Consider the following 16,200-nt stretch of genomic DNA (forward strand, 5'->3'; position numbering starts at 1 on the left):
CACTAAACTCTCTGTTTGGTGGCTCTCTCTAGGTATCAAGCTCGATCGCATTCAACCAGGTAAACCTTACCAAAATGGCGCTCATGAAAGAATGCATAGAGACATGGCTCGAGAACTACAACATGAAATCGTTGGTAACATCACTCTCTTCCAAAAACTCTTCGATAAATGGAGAATTGAATTCAATAGAGAAAGACCACACGAAGCTCTTAACATGAAAACTCCAGAACAAATCTATGTTAAATCGGAAAAACTTTTTGATCCGAACGCTGAACTTCTAATCGCCTATCCGTTTGGATTCAAGCAAAGACATGTTAACGATCGCGGTTACATCAATTACAATGGAAATCTCATCATGATCGGAAATCCTTTTAACGGGTTTAATGTCGGTATTAAAAAAGAATTCGATTCCGTTTCTATTTGGTTCGGAAATAATAAGTTAGGTAATCTCGATCAAAATTTATTCTTGATTAATCCTGATTCCAATTCATATAAAGTTCATAAACCAAGGAAGGTTACTAAAAAGTACTACCCTTCTCCTGACGCATGAACGTTACCCATGTCTTGAAGTCATACCGGAATCTATTCCTCTCAAGAAGGTAATAGATAAATTTCAAAAGAACATATCATCTTTTATTGCTTTATTATTCAAACAATAGAACAAACAAATTAGTATATAAGCTTTGCACATGAATCAATTATTTCTTAAGGAATTTAAAACACTAGATCAAATAAACACTAAATCTAGACCTCAATCAGAAAAAATTTATGATGAATTATTCAATTTTACTATATCTTACAGAAATCTAAATACCTCTACCAAAGAAATATTCAGAAACAGTTTACCGAAAGGCTTAAAACGGAAATTTCTTGGCTTCAGCGGTTTCCTAGCTGAATATGCAATATTCAAAAAAAATAGTAAATATATTTCATCCTCATTGCTTTTTCACTGTATGGAAGATTTTTCAAACGATTTCAGAGAAAATATTAGATTTCTAATCTTAATAAATCATTCTTCAATCCTTCTTGGAAATAAGTTAGAAAAATTCATAATAAACGAGATTGATAACTGTTCAGATAGAGCAAAAATATATTTCAAAAAATTTCTTGAGCGAGACGAATCACTGAACAATATTGATAAATTTGAAATACAATTGAAAGAAATTGATAACTTTCCAATTTATACAAAAAAATAATTTCAATAATACATAGATCTTATTTTAGATAAGCTAATTTTATTAAAATTCAGTTATTTAAAAAAATTCTTCTTTAGTTATGAAGAATTAAACTTCATAACTTTTATGTAATAAAAAAATTGATAAAAGCCCCCAAACCAGCGCATAACAGCAACTAACCGCTTCGCTTCGGGACGCGCCCTCGCTTGGGCTGCGCCACATAGGCTTCTGGCACTCCTCTTGCTTACGCAAGCGTCGTTCCAGTCCCTAACGTCCCGTTCGGGACTCAGGGCCAGCCTACGTCGGTTAGTCTAGTTCGTTATACGGCATAAATAAAAGGAAATAGGAAAAAAATGGTAGCAAAAAAGAAAATGCAACTAGGAAGGCCAAGGAAAAAAATTCAAGATTATATAATTGAATCCAATAGCGCTGATTTCGGTAAAATGTCTGATTATTATGACTATCCAGTTAAAACATTTTTAAATTTTTTATGTATATCGCACTATGCTGTAGATTATTGCAAAACTAAGTTTCCCAAAAATGCCGATAAAAAAATGGGTGTTGAAGCACAGAGACATTTAAATATCATTATCTTATCCATTCTACCAACAATAATGGGTCAATTTGAAACATTCCAAAAGTCATTGTTTTCAAAATGTCTTGAATATAGTGTATATTTAGACAACTTTGTACCATCTGAATTCCTAAAGAGATTGAAAGATATACAAAGTTTAGAGATAGACTCACTTCGATTAACAGCCTATAGAGGACAGCCTGCGCAAGTAGGAACAATATTTGCTGATAGCCTCCATATATGGCATGACTCTCATAAAGTTAGTCACGCCTTCCGTGCATTAACTCAAGGAGTTGACTTTTACACAAAGGATCAAATAGAAGAATTGCAAATAATTTGGCAACTTAGACACTCTATAGTACACACTGGTGGAACGATAACAAGACCAGACTCTCAAAAAAATTCAAAATTAAAAAAATTTGCTGATAAAAGTATTATCCTAAGCGAAACTTTCATTTCAACTTTAGGATACAAACTACACAATCTAATAAATAATTCTATCACGAGATATTCATCTGATTTTAAAGGAAAACTCTCTGCAGATACTCCTATCGCAGTACAAAGAGAAATCGATTCGATGTTCAAAGTTGAATCGAAAATGCAATCTTCTTGGATTGTTCCTTAATAATTTACGCCGTATAACAGCGACTAACCGCTACGCTTCGGCACAAGGCCTCGCTCGGCCTGCGGCAAATTCCCTTTCTGTCACTCGCTCGCATGCGCAAGCTACGTGCCAGTCCCTAACGTCCCGTTCCGGGACTCAGGGTCAGGGAACTTCGGTAAGTCTAGTTCGTTATACGTAATTGCGAAAAAAAAATGAAATCATTAAATTTAAACAAAGAAGATTTCAAGATTGAATACAGCAAAATTGAACTTATAAGCCTGTGGATAGATCCTAATTTTCAAAAAGAACTGGGATTATCGAACAATGATAAAAATGTCAAAAATAATGATATAATTCTCTGTTCTTGCAATTATAAATTTAAGGAAAACAATTTTAAAATTCATTTTTCTCCCAACAATGAAACAGAAATTTCCAATTACATTAAAAACATAAACTCTATACTTGCAGAATTTTTCCGAAACCAGGAACGGTATTTAGATAAAATTATCGACGCAGTTCTAGAATTAAAAAACAAATCTTGGCTTTCTTTAGGTGAGCCAATATTTCAAAAAATGGATATTTCACTCAAAATATATAAAATAAAAGAGATATCATTCAATTATAACAATTCTTATTCTGTCTTTCTAAATGATAATCAACTCTTTTTAGGACATGATATTGAAGTTCGAATATATAAAGAAAAAATTAAAGAAATTTGCTTAACTGGTTAGGCTAATGAAAATCATATATTTACGGTAAATATTTACTCTTAAAATAGAATAAAAAGACCGAACCAAGAAATATAAAATCAAAAAAAATAAATACTATAATATCGCAACTACGTATAACTTCCGCTAACCACTTCGCTTCGGGACTTCGCCCTCGCTCGGTCTGCGACACATAGGCTTCTGGCACTCCCCTTGCCTGCGCAAGTGTCGTTCCAGTCCCTAACGTCCCGTTGGGACTCAGGGCCAGCCTACGTCGGTTAGCTAGTTCGTTATACGCCAGTTGCAAATTTTTCGTTTAAAATTAGAATAAGATTATTAATCCTTTAAACATCTAAACCAAATTTTTTTATACACTTTGTAAGGTCATATAGAAATATTTAAAAAATTTGAATTTCCATCATTATCAGTAAGTCTCGATGAACAAATATCCCTTTTCATTTTGGAATCTAGAACTTAGAAAAAATATGATCTTAATTAAGAATAAAAACCAAAATAAATGAGAAATAAGCAAAAAATGAGAAATAAGGATACTAAATTTCAAATATATTTAACAAAAACATTTATAACTATTATTTTATTTGCATTAGTGTTTTGCAAAAATGATGAGCGCGAAGTTGAAGCATTGAAACTAAAACAACTTTTTGATGAGGGTAATTATATTGAAGTAATAAAATACTCTGAAATTTTGATGAAAAAATACCCCTCTTCAAAGAGCGGGTATTTAATAATGATTTCTGTTGCTTATCAACAGTTAGGTAATTTAGAAATGACAAAATTTTATATAAAAAAGGCAATTGAGCTTGATAACTCTCAAGGCGAAAACTATGCTAATTTGGGTGTAATATATTTTAATGAAAAAAACTATAAAGACTCACTACCATATTTACTCGAGGGCCTTGAGAAGGGTGGTTATAAGGACCCTTGTGCTTTAGTTTATGCTATTGGGTTATGCTATTCTGAATTAAAAGACGTAAATAATGCGGCTGGCGCCTTTCTCTCATTCCTTTCCAGATGTGAAAATGAGTCTAGATTTATTGAGCAAATAAAAATTGCTAATATGTATTTATTCGCAAACAAAGAGAAAATTGAGATTCGATAGAAGTTCAAAATCAATTTCTTCTTCCTTAATCGTCTAGAATTCCGATAATTCAAGAAGTATCACAATAGCTATGATCAATCTGCAACTTGGATCGCAAAAAGTTCTCTTTATATAGGCCAGCTCCCATTTGTAAATAGAAAAGATTTTCCTATGTGGCTAACGAAATCGTCGACCCAATATAAAAAGAAATAAACCATTAAAATGAAATTACATTAATCTTTTGAACTAAATTAAAATTTTCAAAATGATAAAAACAACCGGCGTATAACAGCACCTTAACGCTTCGCTTCGGCACGAGGCCTCGCTCGGTCTGCGACACATAGGCTTCTGGCACTCCCCTTGCATCCGCAAGTGTCGTTCCAGTCCCTAACGTCCCGTTCGGGACTCAGGGTCAGCCTACGTCGTTAAGGCTAGTTCGTTATGCGTCATTTTTAAAAAAATATATGTTTAATCATGAATACAAAGAATTTTATTCCCAACTTTATTCAGAACTCCAATCGGAATATTCTAGAATATATAAACGTACTTCAGAAGATCCAGGAACTGCGGGCGATCAAGGAGAGGAAAACTGGGCTGAAATATTAAGAGATTGGCTTCCTGATTCATTTAAAATAATTACGAAGGGAAGAATAATCAATGAAAGAAATGAAACAAGCCCTCAAGTTGATATACTAGTTTTACACCCTGACTATCCTAAAATACTTCTTAACAAGAAATTATATTTTTCAAATGGAGTTTTAGCTGCTTTCGAATGTAAAAACACTCTTCGGATTAGAGATTTAGAAAAAATATTTCAAAATACAATAAAAATCAAAAATCTTTATCCAAAAAGAAAAGGAAACTTTTATAAAGAATTAAATAGCGGTATTATCTATGGAATCTTAGCTCATTCCTATGAATTTAGTAACAAAAAAGTAGATCCAGAATTATTATTAGAAGACCAAATCTATAACCTTGATGAAAAAATAATCAATTCACCAATTGAAATGATCGATCTAATTTGTGTTTCAAATCTTGGAACATGGGAAGCATACCGTACATCTTACATTAATACTAAAGGTGATGAGAAAAAAATTAGCACAATTACAGGTTACAATAGGTTTAACAATATTCTAGATATCGATAAAAAAATTCTTCCATTGGCTATGTTGATATCTAAATTATATTGGAAACTCTCATGGCAATACCAGAGTTTACAAAGAGTAGCAACCTATTTTAATAATATCTCAATATATTCAAGCTCGACATTTAGGCCAAGATTTTGGGAAAATTATAAATACTCCGATATAATAACTAAAGAATTAGATAATAATTTCGAAGAAATTAGTAAATCTGAAAAAATCTATGGATGGGATGAGTTTAATAATTTTAACTATTAACTTAAAAACGACGCATAACAGCGACTAACCGCTTCGCTTCGGGACTTCGCCCTCGCTCGGTCTGCGACACATAGGCTTCTGGCACTCCCCTTGCATTCGCAAGTGTCGTTCCAGTCCCTAACGTCCCGTTCGGGACTCAGGGCCAGCCTACTTCGGTTAGTCTAGTTCGTTATGCGAAATTTTTTAACCCTTGAATGACTTTCAGCTAAAAATTGAAACTATCAAAAAAAGATTCAAATCAAAATATGCTTAAACATATTAAAATGCATTTCAAAACAGATCAAAATGACAGATTGATTCTTATACTTTTTTGTATCAGTCTTCAAATTCTTATTTTAATTAGAATAAAATTTCCAATACTCCGTGGTCTAAACGACACGTTTATAGAAAATATACTAACATCAAGCATAACGATCGAAATCACTAATGATCTCTCTGTAGGATTTATTTCTGCCTGTATATTCTATTTCTTAGTAACAATTATTCCAAAAGTCAGACTAATCACAGAAAGCACTTATACTCTAAATTCACTACTAGCTTCATTGTTAGATTCATATAATCGCACAAGGGTCTTCGGTCATGAAACACCAATTACACATGTAGATAGATCGACCTTAAGTATAGAATGGCTCGATAAAACAGTGGAAAAATTAAAAAAACATGATACTCAATTCTTGAGCCTAAAATTTGCGCTAGCTACAGCACATACAAGATATGATGATTTTAAAAACACATTACAGCTAGCAAACACTCTAGGGGCAAAACCTACTTTAAAATGGATCGTAATAGTTGATAAAGTTAGATTAATAGCTGAAAATTACGACAAACAACCTTTTGTAAATAACGAAAGGATTCGAAGCATTGACGATCCAAACATTGATGATGACATTGGCCTGTTCAAAAAAACACTAGAATTTCGATTTCAGGAATTTTGCGAAGAAGTTAGAGACTGGATTATTATTTACGATAGCTACGAAGTTAAATAAAAAACTTCGCATAACAGCGACTTACCGCTTCGCTTCGGGACAAGCCCTCGCTCGGCCTACGGCAAATTGTCCTCCTGGCATTCGCCTTGCCTTCGCAAGCTACATGCCAGTCCCTAACGTCCCGTTTCCGGGACTCAGGGTCGGACAACTTCGGTAAGTCTAGTTCGTTATACGACATTTTTTAAAATTAATTCGAAGATTAATTCTGAGGTTTAAAAAATACCAAATTTTCTCAAATTTAACAAAACTTCTCTAAATCTCTCTCAAATTTCGACTTTACTAACTCAAAATAAAGCTTGAGATCAATTTATTACAAGAATACTGTTTCTTAGGTTTACTATTTCAGTACTAAAGTGGCCTTTTTCCTTGATTTATGAGTAAAAGAAAATTTAGAGTTTATTTAGACAATTGTTGCTTTAACCGTCCATACGACAATCAAGATGACATCAAAATTAAAATTGAATCGCTAGCCAAACTTTTCATACAGGATGCAATCAAAAACAAGCAAATTGAATTAATTTGGTCATACATTTTAAAGTTTGAAAATGATCAAAATCCTTACTTAGATAAACAAATAGCAATTGAAAAATGGGAAGAATTATCTGTATCTAACGTTGTAGAAAATGATGAAATATTGAAAAATGCTGAATCCATTTCTTCACTCGGAATAAAATCATTAGATGCTTTACACATTGCATGTGCAATCTCTGAAAAATGTGATTACTTTCTAACAACAGACAGAGGAATTTTAAAAAAATTTGGATTAATTAATAGCATCATTTTGATAAATCCAATTGAATTTGTTAGTATCCTGGAGGAATTATGAAAACCGATACAGAACTTAGAGTAGAAGGAATGAACTTATTATTGAAAAATATGGACATTGTTGATGCAGAAAGGTTTTTCGCCTTAATTCAAGGAGAAAAATTCGATTATACAAAGTGGAGAAAAAATCTTTGGGAAAAAAACTCTGTAAAAGAAATCAGCAAACTTGCTATGGAAAATCTCAAAAAATAAATCCTTCTAAATTAGCAATTTTTCATAAATATAAAAAACGTCGTATAACAGCGACTTACCGCTACGCTTCGGCACAAGGCCTCGCTCGGCCTACGGCAAATCCCCTTTCTGTCACTCGCTCGCATACGCAAGCTACGTGCCAGCCCCTAACGTCCCTCCGGGACTCAGGGTCAGGGGACTTCGGTAAGTCTAGTTCGTTAAGCGCAATTACTTAAAATGATTTTTGAAAATCACAAAAAAATAACTGAAGAAGATTTAGAATTTGCTAATTCTATTTGGAATTTTCTTTCTATTCAGGAAAATATCCAGAAGTCAGATCTTATTTTTGTTCTATGTAGTCATGATCTGAGAGTTGCAAAATATGCTATTGATCTCTACAAAAAAGGTTTTGCTAATTATATTCTGTTTTCAGGAGGCTTAAATTTCTTCACAAAACATATTTTCCCTAAATCAGAAGCAGAATCCTTTGCAGAATTGGCATTATCTTCAAATATTCCAGAAGAAAATATAATTATAGAAAATGAATCTACCAACACAGGTGAAAACATTCAATTTACTAAACAACTTCTTAATTCTTTGAATCTTAATTTTGATAAAATCTTAGCTATTCAAAAACCTTCTATGACTTTAAGAATTAAATTAGCATTAGATAAACAATGGAATGAAGGAATTTTTTATATTTCTTCACCAATTTATTCTATATCTGATGCTCCGCATTCTCATATTAATCTTTTTATGATTATTAATGAAATTGTCGGTGACCTACAACGGATTATCGAGTATCCTAAATTTGGTTTTCAATCAGAAACAATTATTCCTGATCATATTACTAAAGCTTACAATTCACTTATTGAAAATGGTTACAATTTGCATCTTTTTCAATGAAATTAATAAATTCATTACTCTAAAGAAATTAATCTCTTTCTAATTTTGTCAAAGAAAAAGAATTTTAAAATTAACATTTGAATATTAAAGACTTTATAGAAAGTTTTTTTTAAATTAAACTGAATATATAAGAATCAAATAATAAGTAACTGCGCTTAACAGCGACTAACCGCTTCGCTTCGGGACAAGCCCTCGCTTGGGCTGCGCCACATAGGCTTCTGGCACTCCCCTTGCATCCGCAAGTGTCGTGGCCAGTCCCTAACGTCCCGTTCGGGACTCAGGGCCAGCCTACGTCGGTTAGTCTAGTTCGTTATGCGAAATAATTTCAAACTAAAAGGATAAAATGAAACTTAAATATAAATTTAAAAATTTTACATATATTCTATTTTGGATTCTTACAATTCCACTATATAGCGAAGGCGACCCTGAGCGGAAAAAAATTCATATATATTATACACCTATTTACGCAAACAACTTAAATCAGAAAAGTAGCGTTTACGGAACAAGTGAATCGTATTTGACTATTATGTATGGACTTTTCAATAATTTCTATTTAGGTGTATCATACAATAGTCCAAACAAGAACAGTGAACAATATTTCATCAATTCCATCTCTAGACAGAATCAATTAACATTAAATAGAAAATCTGAATATTTAACTCAAGAAAAACTAATCTTAAGATCACAATACTTTTTTTGGAATAATTTCTATGCTAGTATAAATCTTGGAATTGAAAAGGGATATAAATACACGGAAAACCTAATTTCTACAAATATGAATAATTCATTAGAAATAATTCCTTACCAAAAAACAACAGCCTTCTCTGATCGGCCTTTTGCTTCTATTGGTTTAGGATACAGAAAAGAGTTTTTCTCGAACCTTATTATCGGAACAGAATTTGAATTGGGCTATTTAAGTACGAGGAAAGTAAACAAGCATTACACTTTTGATCCTGGATATTCTATGGCTTTAGTTAGCACATATTTAAATACAAAAGATATTAATGAAGATAAAAATGGCTATTCGAGAAATTACCATTTTTTCTCTATTTACGCAGGAATTGCATTTTAAAAGAAATTACTTCGCATAACAGCGACTAACCGCTTCGCTTCGGGACTTCGCCCTCGCTCGGTCTGCGACACATAGACTTCTGGCACTCCCCTTGCCGTCGCAAGTGTCGTGGCCAGTCCCTAACGTCCCGTTCGGGACTCAGGGCCAGCCTACGTCGGTTAGTCTAGTTCGTTATACGCAAAAGTCGCAATGTATGCCTCAGGACATGGGTAACACTTTTGTAGCAAGACATAGGTAACACTTTCAGGTTTCTAATCCCTTTAGATCACCTTTACAGGAGGGCTTTGGGATGCCTTGGAAGGAGAATAATACCGTGGATTTAAGATTTCAATTTGTTCTGGATAGCTTCCAGAATGACGTCAATTTTACTCAGCTTTGTGCTCAGTATGGCATCTCTACTAAGTGTGGATACAAGTGGAAAGAAAGGTTCTTGAAGGAAGGGAGAGATGGTCTTCTGGATAAGAAGAGAACTCCTAAGAACTCTCCCGCTAAGATTGCAGAAGAAACAATTCTAGAAATCATTAAGATCAAAAATAACAAGAAGTTCTGGGGTGCTAAGAAAATACTCGAACTCTATAAAGCTAAATTCCCAGATAGAAGACCTCCTAACAGATCTACCGTTGAACGCATTCTTAAGAAGGCAGGCCTACTTGAGAAAAAAAAGAATAGAAGACCAATTAATTCAGGACAACGAATCTCTATGCCCGAGAAAGCCACCCATCCGAATCATATTTGGACCGTTGACTTCAAAGGATGGTGGTATACTCCGGACAGGGAAAAAATAAAATCCTCTCACAGTCAGAGATGATTTTTCTAAATACATACTATCCATTAAGACCCTTTCCAAAGGCGATATTCCTTCCGTTAAAGCTGAATTTATTAGGTTATTTAAGATCTATGGATTACCAGAAATCATTCGCTCCGACAACGGACCGCCTTTCGCTTCTATGCAGTCTCTTTGGGGACTCACTTAAACTCTCTGTTTGGTGGCTCTCTCTAGGTATCAAGCTCGATCGCATTCAACCAGGTAAACCTTACCAAAATGGCGCTCATGAAAGAATGCATAGAGACATGGCTCGAGAACTACAACATGAAATCGTTGGTAACATCACTCTCTTCCAAAAACTCTTCGATAAATGGAGAATTGAATTCAATAGAGAAAGACCACACGAAGCTCTTAACATGAAAACTCCAGAACAAATCTATGTTAAATCGGAAAAACTTTTTGATCCGAACGCTGAACTTCTAATCGCCTATCCGTTTGGATTCAAGCAAAGACATGTTAACGATCGCGGTTACATCAATTAATCTCATCATGATCGGAAATCCTTTTAACGGGTTTAATGTCGGTATTAAAAAAGAATTCGATTCCGTTTCTATTTGGTTCGGAAATAATAAGTTAGGTAATCTCGATCAAAATTTATTCTTGATTAATCCTGATTCCAATTCATATAAAGTTCATAAACCAAGGAAGGTTACTAAAAAGTACTACCCTTCTCCTGACGCATGAACGTTACCCATGTCTTGAAGTCATACCGCAATTTATGCCTCAAAAGATGCTTAAAATCAGATTGTGCACTAAATGCGATAGAATCTCATTTAGATAGGTAGACAATCAATTGACTAAAAAAATATCGTCTAAACAGATATCTTCTCTGCTTCCGATAAATTACCTAGGAAGACAAAAATGAATAAAAAAACAGAAAATGCCATTTCGTTTTTAGCTTCAAAGCATCACGAAAATACTAATAGGTATCTATCCCAAACTTTTCTATATAAGCTACTTGCTTTCTTTGACTTTGAGTCCCTCAAACTTAATGGTATTCCTTCATTATCCTTAGATTATAAAGCAATGAAACGAGGGCCTGTGCCTTACGAAATTTACAGTGAATTTCAAAAGATAAACACTTTTGAAACCTTTACAGTAGAAGATGAAACATTTAACGGAAACATTATTAAACTTATAAAATCTAAAAACAATTTTGATTTGGACTATTTTTCTCAAATAGAAGTAAACTTAATGCGTAATCTAATCCATAAGTATTCCAAAGAATACATCAATGCCAATGATATGTCAGAAAAATCACATGAAGATATTCTGTCTTGGAGAAAAGCTTACTACGAACGTGGAGAAAATCAGCTAATGAAATTCGAAGAGGAATTTGAATCTGATGATGATTTACTTAATAAAGCAGATAATTTCCTTATATATAAAGAATTAAAAAATATCTATTAGTATGTTTGCAGTAAAAGATTCAGCTAGATGGGATGGATTCATATTTAAAAGATATGGAGGAGATCAAAAAGCTAGATGGCTAGTATGTCTAAGAACACCAAGCGAAATCGATACCGATTTTGAAATATTGTTATTAACAACTACAACTAGTATCAAACTAGATCAAATCAAAGATAATAAATACTTTAATCTAACTAAAGAAAAATATCCATTCTTTACTCAAGAATGTTATATTTACTTCAATGAGCCTATTTTCTCTTTACAAAATGCAGAAATAAAACCACATGAAGACAAAATTGAAATAATGGGGAAAATAGAAAACGATGATATGCATTTGATCTATCTGGGATATTGGAACTTGCAAACAGTTTCACCTTATCATCTAAAATTAATTCGAAATTCTTTAATAAACAATTCTATATGTAAAGAATTGCCAGAACCAAAAAAAAATCGATAAGCGACTTCAGCGTATAACAGCGCGGAAACGCTTCGCTTCGGGACTAGCCCTCGCTTGGCCTGTGGCACATTTCCCTTCTGGCACTCGCTTGCATACGCAAGCTACGTGGCCAGTCCCTAACGTCCCGTCGGGACTCAGGGTCGGGAAACGTCGTCTCCGCTAGTTCGTTATACGAAAGTTCGCAAATTTCTATTTAAACAAAGAAAAGCCTAAATATGCAATTTTTTCGTCTTGATTTCTCTAAAAGTAACCATTATCCTACAATTGTGACCACAATTTCGGAGTCAAAAGAATGATTTATGTCGGAGTAAGAGATTTAAAAGCAAAACTTAGCGAATATCTCGATAGAGCAAGGCTAGGAGACGAAGTAATCGTTACTGATCACGGAAAACCAATTGCTAGACTAATAAAAGAACCAATCAAACAAAAATCTACTATTGAGAAGATGTATCTTTTAGCTGAGAAAGGCATGATACAACTTCCAAGTAAAGATAAGCAAAGTAAATCGACTACTCCGCTTAAAACAAAGTCAAAAATGTCTGCGTCTGATATATTACTTAAAGATCGTTAATGTTTTTTTATTTAGATTCAAGCGTTCTTGTAAAAAAATACTTTGATGAATTTGCTTCCGATACTGTATTAAAAATCTGGAAGGAAAACCGATATCTTGCTATTTCGCAAGTTGGCTATTCTGAAATTCTAGGCACAATCAATAAAAAGCAAAAGATTGATAAGTTCTCTGATAAAACAAAAGAATCAATTATAAAACAATTTAGATATGATTGGGATCAACTTGTCAAAATTAACGTAGATCATACAATAAATTCTGAATTAGATAGAATTCATTCAAAATATTTACTTCGAGGCTTCGACGCTATTCACCTCGTTTCGGCGATTCTTCTATTCAGAGAATTAGAAGAAGAAACTTTCTTTCTCAGCGCGGACGATAATCTAGCAACTGCAGCTAAAAAAGATGGTTTAAATATCGGAAGATATAATTGGAAGTAAATGCGAACCTTCGTATAACAGCGACTAACCGCTTCACTTCGGGACTTGCGCCCTCGTTCGGTCTCCGACACATAGGCTTTTGTCACTCCTCTTGCTTACGCAAGCGTCGCGCCAATCCCTAACGTCCCCTCCGGGGACTCAGGGCCAGCCTACGTCGGTTAGTCTAGTTCGTTATGCGCCATTTTTCACTAATTAAAATTATGAAACTATATACTGAAAAAAAATTTGATACATATGTAAGTGAATACAAAGAAATAATCACAAGAGAAGTTAATTCACAAACGGACTCATATATCTTGAATGTAAACATTGAAGAGTTTACTACTTATCTCCTAAGTAAATATTTACTGGATATCCCTGAGATTTTACTGGAAGAAGTATACGCCGATTCAATCGAAAAAAACGTTTCCGGCCATGATTTTCCAAAACATGATTTTATGCTGATAGATCCAGGAAAAACATTTAGAAAGGAAGTAATAATATTCCATATTCCCTACAAAGGAAACGTAAATCTTTTACAATTAGTACCAAATCCTTATACATTAATGTCTTATGAAGTAAATATCAATATCAAAGAGAAATGTTTCTTAATCGAAATTATAAAATTTTATCCAGAACCGGAAAAAATTAAAAATCAATACAATAAAGAAATTCAAAACTTACTATGTAATTATGAAAATATTCGTAAAAACTGCGAGTCTTTCAATTTAGGATTAGAAACTTTCATTCGGGCTAATATCGAATCAAGAAAACAACAAGTCCTTCAAAAAAATAACCTACTGGCATCATTAGGTGTTAAAATTATAAAAAAAGATGATATTCCTAATACATTTTCTGTTTCAAAACCTCTTTTAAGAGAGAAAATAAATCTAAAACCTATCGTTAATGAAGATGGATTCAAACCTGAACCTGCCTTAGATGAAAATAGTTACAGACAGATACTAAAAATTATAAACGATGTAGGAAAAAATTTCGAAAGAATGCCTTCCACATATAAAGGGAAAAGTGAGGAAGATATTAGAGACCATATATTACTTATCCTTGACCCAAATTTTGAACTAGGAAGTGCTGGTGGGGAAACTTTTAATAAAATAGGCAAAACCGATATCTCATTGCGATACGATAGTAGTGTAGTATTCATAGCGGAATGTAAATACTGGAAAGGTGAAAAATCATTTCTAAAAACTATCGATCAATTACTAGGATATTTAACTTGGAGAAATTCAAAGGTAGCAATAATAAACTTTGTCCAAAATAATGAATTTTCGGAAATTCTATCAAAGCTAAATACAATAACTAATAAACATCCCAATTTTCAGAAAGAATTACAACTAACTGACGAAACCTGGTTTAATTATAAATTCAATCTAAACGATGATAAAAACAGAATTATTGATTTGGCTGTAATATCGTTTCATTTACCAAAGAAAAACGGCGCATAACAGCGGGGAAACGCTGCGCTTCGGCACAAGGCCTCGCTTGGGCTGCGCCACATTTCCCTTCTGTCACTCGTTTGCATCCGCAAACTCCGTGCCAGTCCCTAACGTCCCGTCGGGACTCAGGGTCGGGAAACGTCGTCTCCCCTAGTTCGTTATACGACATCTGAAAAAATATATTCTGTATCATAAATAAGGATTGACATTACGTCATTTATGATGTAATGTGAACTGTGTCAACGAAATGGAAAATTCTTTATTTTACTGAAAAAGAGAATCAACCCTCCGAAATAGAGATTTTTATCAATTCTAAGGATGAAAGGAATCAGGCAAAAATATTCGCTTGGTTAGATAAACTGGCGGAGTTAGGGCCAAATCTCCCTAGACCATACGCTGACCTGTTAATTGACGGAATTCATGAATTAAGAATTAAACTTTCAGGATCACAAATTAGAATTCTATATTTCTTTTGTTATAAATATTATATAATACTTACGAATCAATTTGTTAAAAATACGGATAAAGTTCCTAAAGCAGAAATTAATAAAGCCGTTAAAAGAAGAGAATCTTTCTTACAAAAATATACAGAAAAAATCTTAAAGGAGTTAAATTTATGAGATCGTTAAAGAATCATTTAGATAATAAGTTAAAAAGTAAATCTTTTAAGGAAAAATTTGAAGAAGAGAAAGAACTTGTTAATATCTCTATTGAACTGCAATCTTTGAGAGAAAAAAAAGGACTATCCCAATCTGATCTAGCGAAAAAAGCACATGTTACACAGCAGCAATTATCGAAAATTGAAAATGGAGTAAATTGCAATTTATCTACTTTTTTAAAAGTATGTCATGCGTTAGATTTAGAGATATCAATTAAAAACAGAAAACTTTCGGCTTAGTTTCAGACGTCGTATAACAGCGACTTACCGCTACGCTTCGGCACAAGGCCTCGCTCGGCCTCCGGCAAATTCCCCTTCTGGCATTCGCTTTGCGTACGCAAGCTACATGCCAGTCCCTAACGTCCCGTCGGGACTCAGGGTCGGGGAACTTCGGTAAGTCTAGTTCGTTATGCGAAAATTTTCGGGCGCTACTATTTTAATAAATTGCGAGCGTCCATGCTCGCTAAAAAGGCAAAAAAGTTGTTGTTACCGATTCGGGAACATGTGCTTATTGATTTGTGAGGGTTATTTCTAGAAAAATATTGAGAGATTTCTACTCTATTCCCAAATACTCCGACTCCAAAATTCCGATCGAAGTTTGGTTTAAAGAGACTTCGAAAGCTTTCTGGAAATCTCCTTCCGATATTAAGGAAAAATACAGAAATGCTAGTTTCCTCAAGGATAATAGAATCGTTTTCAATATACATGGAAACAAATACAGATTAATTGTGAAGATTCATTATAACCTACAAACTGTATTTATAAGGTTTATAGGAACTCACGAACAATATGACAAAATCAATGCTGAGGTGATTTAAATGAACATTAAACCTATTAAAAATCAAAAAGATCACTTAGATGCTCTCTCCGAGATTGAAGTCTACGCGTG

The 16,200-nt window shown here is 33.6% G+C and carries 21 protein-coding genes; all 21 read left to right on the plus strand.

Annotated elements, in window-relative coordinates; genetic code table 11:
- Positions 1-550: IS481 family transposase (locus tag LEP1GSC195_RS19330; protein WP_051122338.1), on the plus strand; the 550-nt coding region annotated here is incomplete at its 5' end.
- Positions 551-689: 139 nt separating this feature from the next.
- Positions 690-1,196 carry a hypothetical protein gene (locus LEP1GSC195_RS01575; RefSeq protein WP_040506202.1) on the plus strand — a complete coding sequence of 169 codons (507 nt, stop codon included), beginning with the start codon at positions 690-692 and terminating at the stop codon, positions 1,194-1,196.
- A 332-nt stretch (positions 1,197-1,528) separates the two neighbouring features.
- A complete protein-coding gene (locus LEP1GSC195_RS01580; protein ID WP_015679769.1) occupies positions 1,529-2,374 on the plus strand; it encodes a hypothetical protein in 846 nt (281 codons plus the stop codon).
- A gap of 191 nt (positions 2,375-2,565) precedes the next feature.
- On the plus strand, positions 2,566-3,084 hold the full coding sequence (locus LEP1GSC195_RS01585) for a DUF2262 domain-containing protein (RefSeq protein ID WP_015679788.1): 519 nt from the start codon (positions 2,566-2,568) through the stop codon (positions 3,082-3,084).
- A gap of 493 nt (positions 3,085-3,577) precedes the next feature.
- Positions 3,578-4,180, plus strand: coding sequence for a tetratricopeptide repeat protein (locus LEP1GSC195_RS01595; protein WP_004787835.1), 603 nt, complete (start codon positions 3,578-3,580; stop codon positions 4,178-4,180).
- 443 nt (positions 4,181-4,623) lie between these two features.
- On the plus strand, positions 4,624-5,559 hold the full coding sequence (locus LEP1GSC195_RS01600) for a DUF6602 domain-containing protein (RefSeq protein ID WP_015679777.1): 936 nt from the start codon (positions 4,624-4,626) through the stop codon (positions 5,557-5,559).
- 212 nt (positions 5,560-5,771) lie between these two features.
- Positions 5,772-6,545 carry a hypothetical protein gene (locus LEP1GSC195_RS01605; protein WP_156827620.1) on the plus strand — a complete coding sequence of 258 codons (774 nt, stop codon included), beginning with the start codon at positions 5,772-5,774 and terminating at the stop codon, positions 6,543-6,545.
- A 373-nt stretch (positions 6,546-6,918) separates the two neighbouring features.
- Positions 6,919-7,371, plus strand: coding sequence for a PIN domain-containing protein (locus LEP1GSC195_RS01610; RefSeq protein WP_015679771.1), 453 nt, complete (start codon positions 6,919-6,921; stop codon positions 7,369-7,371).
- Positions 7,368-7,562, plus strand: a complete 195-nt coding sequence (locus LEP1GSC195_RS01615) for a hypothetical protein (RefSeq protein WP_015679773.1) — start codon at positions 7,368-7,370, stop codon at positions 7,560-7,562. The genes LEP1GSC195_RS01610 and LEP1GSC195_RS01615 overlap by 4 nt, the downstream gene beginning before the upstream one ends.
- A 216-nt stretch (positions 7,563-7,778) precedes the next feature.
- On the plus strand, positions 7,779-8,447 hold the full coding sequence (locus tag LEP1GSC195_RS01620; RefSeq protein WP_015679784.1) for a YdcF family protein: 669 nt from the start codon (positions 7,779-7,781) through the stop codon (positions 8,445-8,447).
- 343 nt (positions 8,448-8,790) lie between these two features.
- The gene (locus LEP1GSC195_RS01625; RefSeq protein ID WP_015679780.1) at positions 8,791-9,519 is read left to right on the plus strand and encodes a hypothetical protein; all 729 of its coding nucleotides are present in this window, start codon (positions 8,791-8,793) and stop codon (positions 9,517-9,519) included.
- Positions 9,520-9,832: 313 nt separating this feature from the next.
- A complete protein-coding gene (locus LEP1GSC195_RS01630) occupies positions 9,833-10,327 on the plus strand; it encodes a helix-turn-helix domain-containing protein (protein ID WP_232227614.1) in 495 nt (164 codons plus the stop codon).
- A gap of 89 nt (positions 10,328-10,416) precedes the next feature.
- Positions 10,417-10,827 carry an integrase core domain-containing protein gene (locus tag LEP1GSC195_RS19920; protein ID WP_015679789.1) on the plus strand — a complete coding sequence of 137 codons (411 nt, stop codon included), beginning with the start codon at positions 10,417-10,419 and terminating at the stop codon, positions 10,825-10,827.
- Positions 10,828-11,206: 379 nt separating this feature from the next.
- Positions 11,207-11,755: a type II toxin-antitoxin system antitoxin SocA domain-containing protein gene (locus LEP1GSC195_RS01645; protein WP_015679785.1), complete on the plus strand. Its 549-nt coding sequence runs from the start codon at positions 11,207-11,209 to the stop codon at positions 11,753-11,755.
- A 1-nt stretch (position 11,756) separates the two neighbouring features.
- Entirely contained in the window at positions 11,757-12,212 is a 456-nt protein-coding gene (locus LEP1GSC195_RS01650; protein WP_232227616.1) for a hypothetical protein, read from the plus strand.
- Positions 12,213-12,504: 292 nt separating this feature from the next.
- Positions 12,505-12,783 (plus strand): type II toxin-antitoxin system Phd/YefM family antitoxin, encoded by a 279-nt coding sequence (locus tag LEP1GSC195_RS01655; RefSeq protein ID WP_035984056.1) that lies wholly within the window; start codon positions 12,505-12,507, stop codon positions 12,781-12,783.
- Positions 12,783-13,220, plus strand: coding sequence for a type II toxin-antitoxin system VapC family toxin (locus tag LEP1GSC195_RS01660; RefSeq protein WP_015679783.1), 438 nt, complete (start codon positions 12,783-12,785; stop codon positions 13,218-13,220). Before LEP1GSC195_RS01655 ends, LEP1GSC195_RS01660 begins: the two co-directional genes overlap by 1 nt.
- Positions 13,221-13,420: 200 nt before the next feature.
- Positions 13,421-14,662, plus strand: coding sequence for a hypothetical protein (locus LEP1GSC195_RS01665; RefSeq protein ID WP_040506204.1), 1,242 nt, complete (start codon positions 13,421-13,423; stop codon positions 14,660-14,662).
- Between the two features lie 227 nt (positions 14,663-14,889).
- Positions 14,890-15,273 (plus strand): type II toxin-antitoxin system RelE/ParE family toxin, encoded by a 384-nt coding sequence (locus LEP1GSC195_RS01670; protein WP_015679774.1) that lies wholly within the window; start codon positions 14,890-14,892, stop codon positions 15,271-15,273.
- The gene (locus LEP1GSC195_RS01675; RefSeq protein ID WP_015679786.1) at positions 15,270-15,551 is read left to right on the plus strand and encodes a helix-turn-helix domain-containing protein; all 282 of its coding nucleotides are present in this window, start codon (positions 15,270-15,272) and stop codon (positions 15,549-15,551) included. The genes LEP1GSC195_RS01670 and LEP1GSC195_RS01675 overlap by 4 nt, the downstream gene beginning before the upstream one ends.
- A 302-nt stretch (positions 15,552-15,853) precedes the next feature.
- Complete coding sequence (locus tag LEP1GSC195_RS01680; protein WP_232227618.1) at positions 15,854-16,129, plus strand: type II toxin-antitoxin system HigB family toxin; 276 nt, start codon at positions 15,854-15,856, stop codon at positions 16,127-16,129.
- Positions 16,130-16,200: the final 71 nt, after the last annotated feature.

Source organism: Leptospira wolbachii serovar Codice str. CDC (assembly GCF_000332515.2).
GTDB lineage: Bacteria > Spirochaetota > Leptospiria > Leptospirales > Leptospiraceae > Leptospira_A > Leptospira_A wolbachii.

Bases quoted from the DNA above. Each gene is read 5' to 3' on its own strand.
- LEP1GSC195_RS01575 (WP_040506202.1), top strand. From the start codon at position 690: ATGAATCAATTATTTCTTAAGGAATTTAAAACACTAGATCAAATAAAC.
- LEP1GSC195_RS01580 (WP_015679769.1), top strand. From the start codon at position 1,529: ATGGTAGCAAAAAAGAAAATGCAACTAGGAAGGCCAAGGAAAAAAATT.
- LEP1GSC195_RS01585 (WP_015679788.1), top strand. From the start codon at position 2,566: ATGAAATCATTAAATTTAAACAAAGAAGATTTCAAGATTGAATACAGC.
- LEP1GSC195_RS01595 (WP_004787835.1), top strand. From the start codon at position 3,578: ATGAGAAATAAGCAAAAAATGAGAAATAAGGATACTAAATTTCAAATA.
- LEP1GSC195_RS01600 (WP_015679777.1), top strand. From the start codon at position 4,624: ATGTTTAATCATGAATACAAAGAATTTTATTCCCAACTTTATTCAGAA.
- LEP1GSC195_RS01610 (WP_015679771.1), top strand. From the start codon at position 6,919: ATGAGTAAAAGAAAATTTAGAGTTTATTTAGACAATTGTTGCTTTAAC.
- LEP1GSC195_RS01615 (WP_015679773.1), top strand. From the start codon at position 7,368: ATGAAAACCGATACAGAACTTAGAGTAGAAGGAATGAACTTATTATTG.
- LEP1GSC195_RS01620 (WP_015679784.1), top strand. From the start codon at position 7,779: ATGATTTTTGAAAATCACAAAAAAATAACTGAAGAAGATTTAGAATTT.
- LEP1GSC195_RS01625 (WP_015679780.1), top strand. From the start codon at position 8,791: ATGAAACTTAAATATAAATTTAAAAATTTTACATATATTCTATTTTGG.
- LEP1GSC195_RS19920 (WP_015679789.1), top strand. From the start codon at position 10,417: ATGGATTACCAGAAATCATTCGCTCCGACAACGGACCGCCTTTCGCTT.
- LEP1GSC195_RS01645 (WP_015679785.1), top strand. From the start codon at position 11,207: ATGAATAAAAAAACAGAAAATGCCATTTCGTTTTTAGCTTCAAAGCAT.
- LEP1GSC195_RS01650 (WP_232227616.1), top strand. From the start codon at position 11,757: ATGTTTGCAGTAAAAGATTCAGCTAGATGGGATGGATTCATATTTAAA.
- LEP1GSC195_RS01655 (WP_035984056.1), top strand. From the start codon at position 12,505: ATGATTTATGTCGGAGTAAGAGATTTAAAAGCAAAACTTAGCGAATAT.
- LEP1GSC195_RS01660 (WP_015679783.1), top strand. From the start codon at position 12,783: ATGTTTTTTTATTTAGATTCAAGCGTTCTTGTAAAAAAATACTTTGAT.
- LEP1GSC195_RS01665 (WP_040506204.1), top strand. From the start codon at position 13,421: ATGAAACTATATACTGAAAAAAAATTTGATACATATGTAAGTGAATAC.
- LEP1GSC195_RS01675 (WP_015679786.1), top strand. From the start codon at position 15,270: ATGAGATCGTTAAAGAATCATTTAGATAATAAGTTAAAAAGTAAATCT.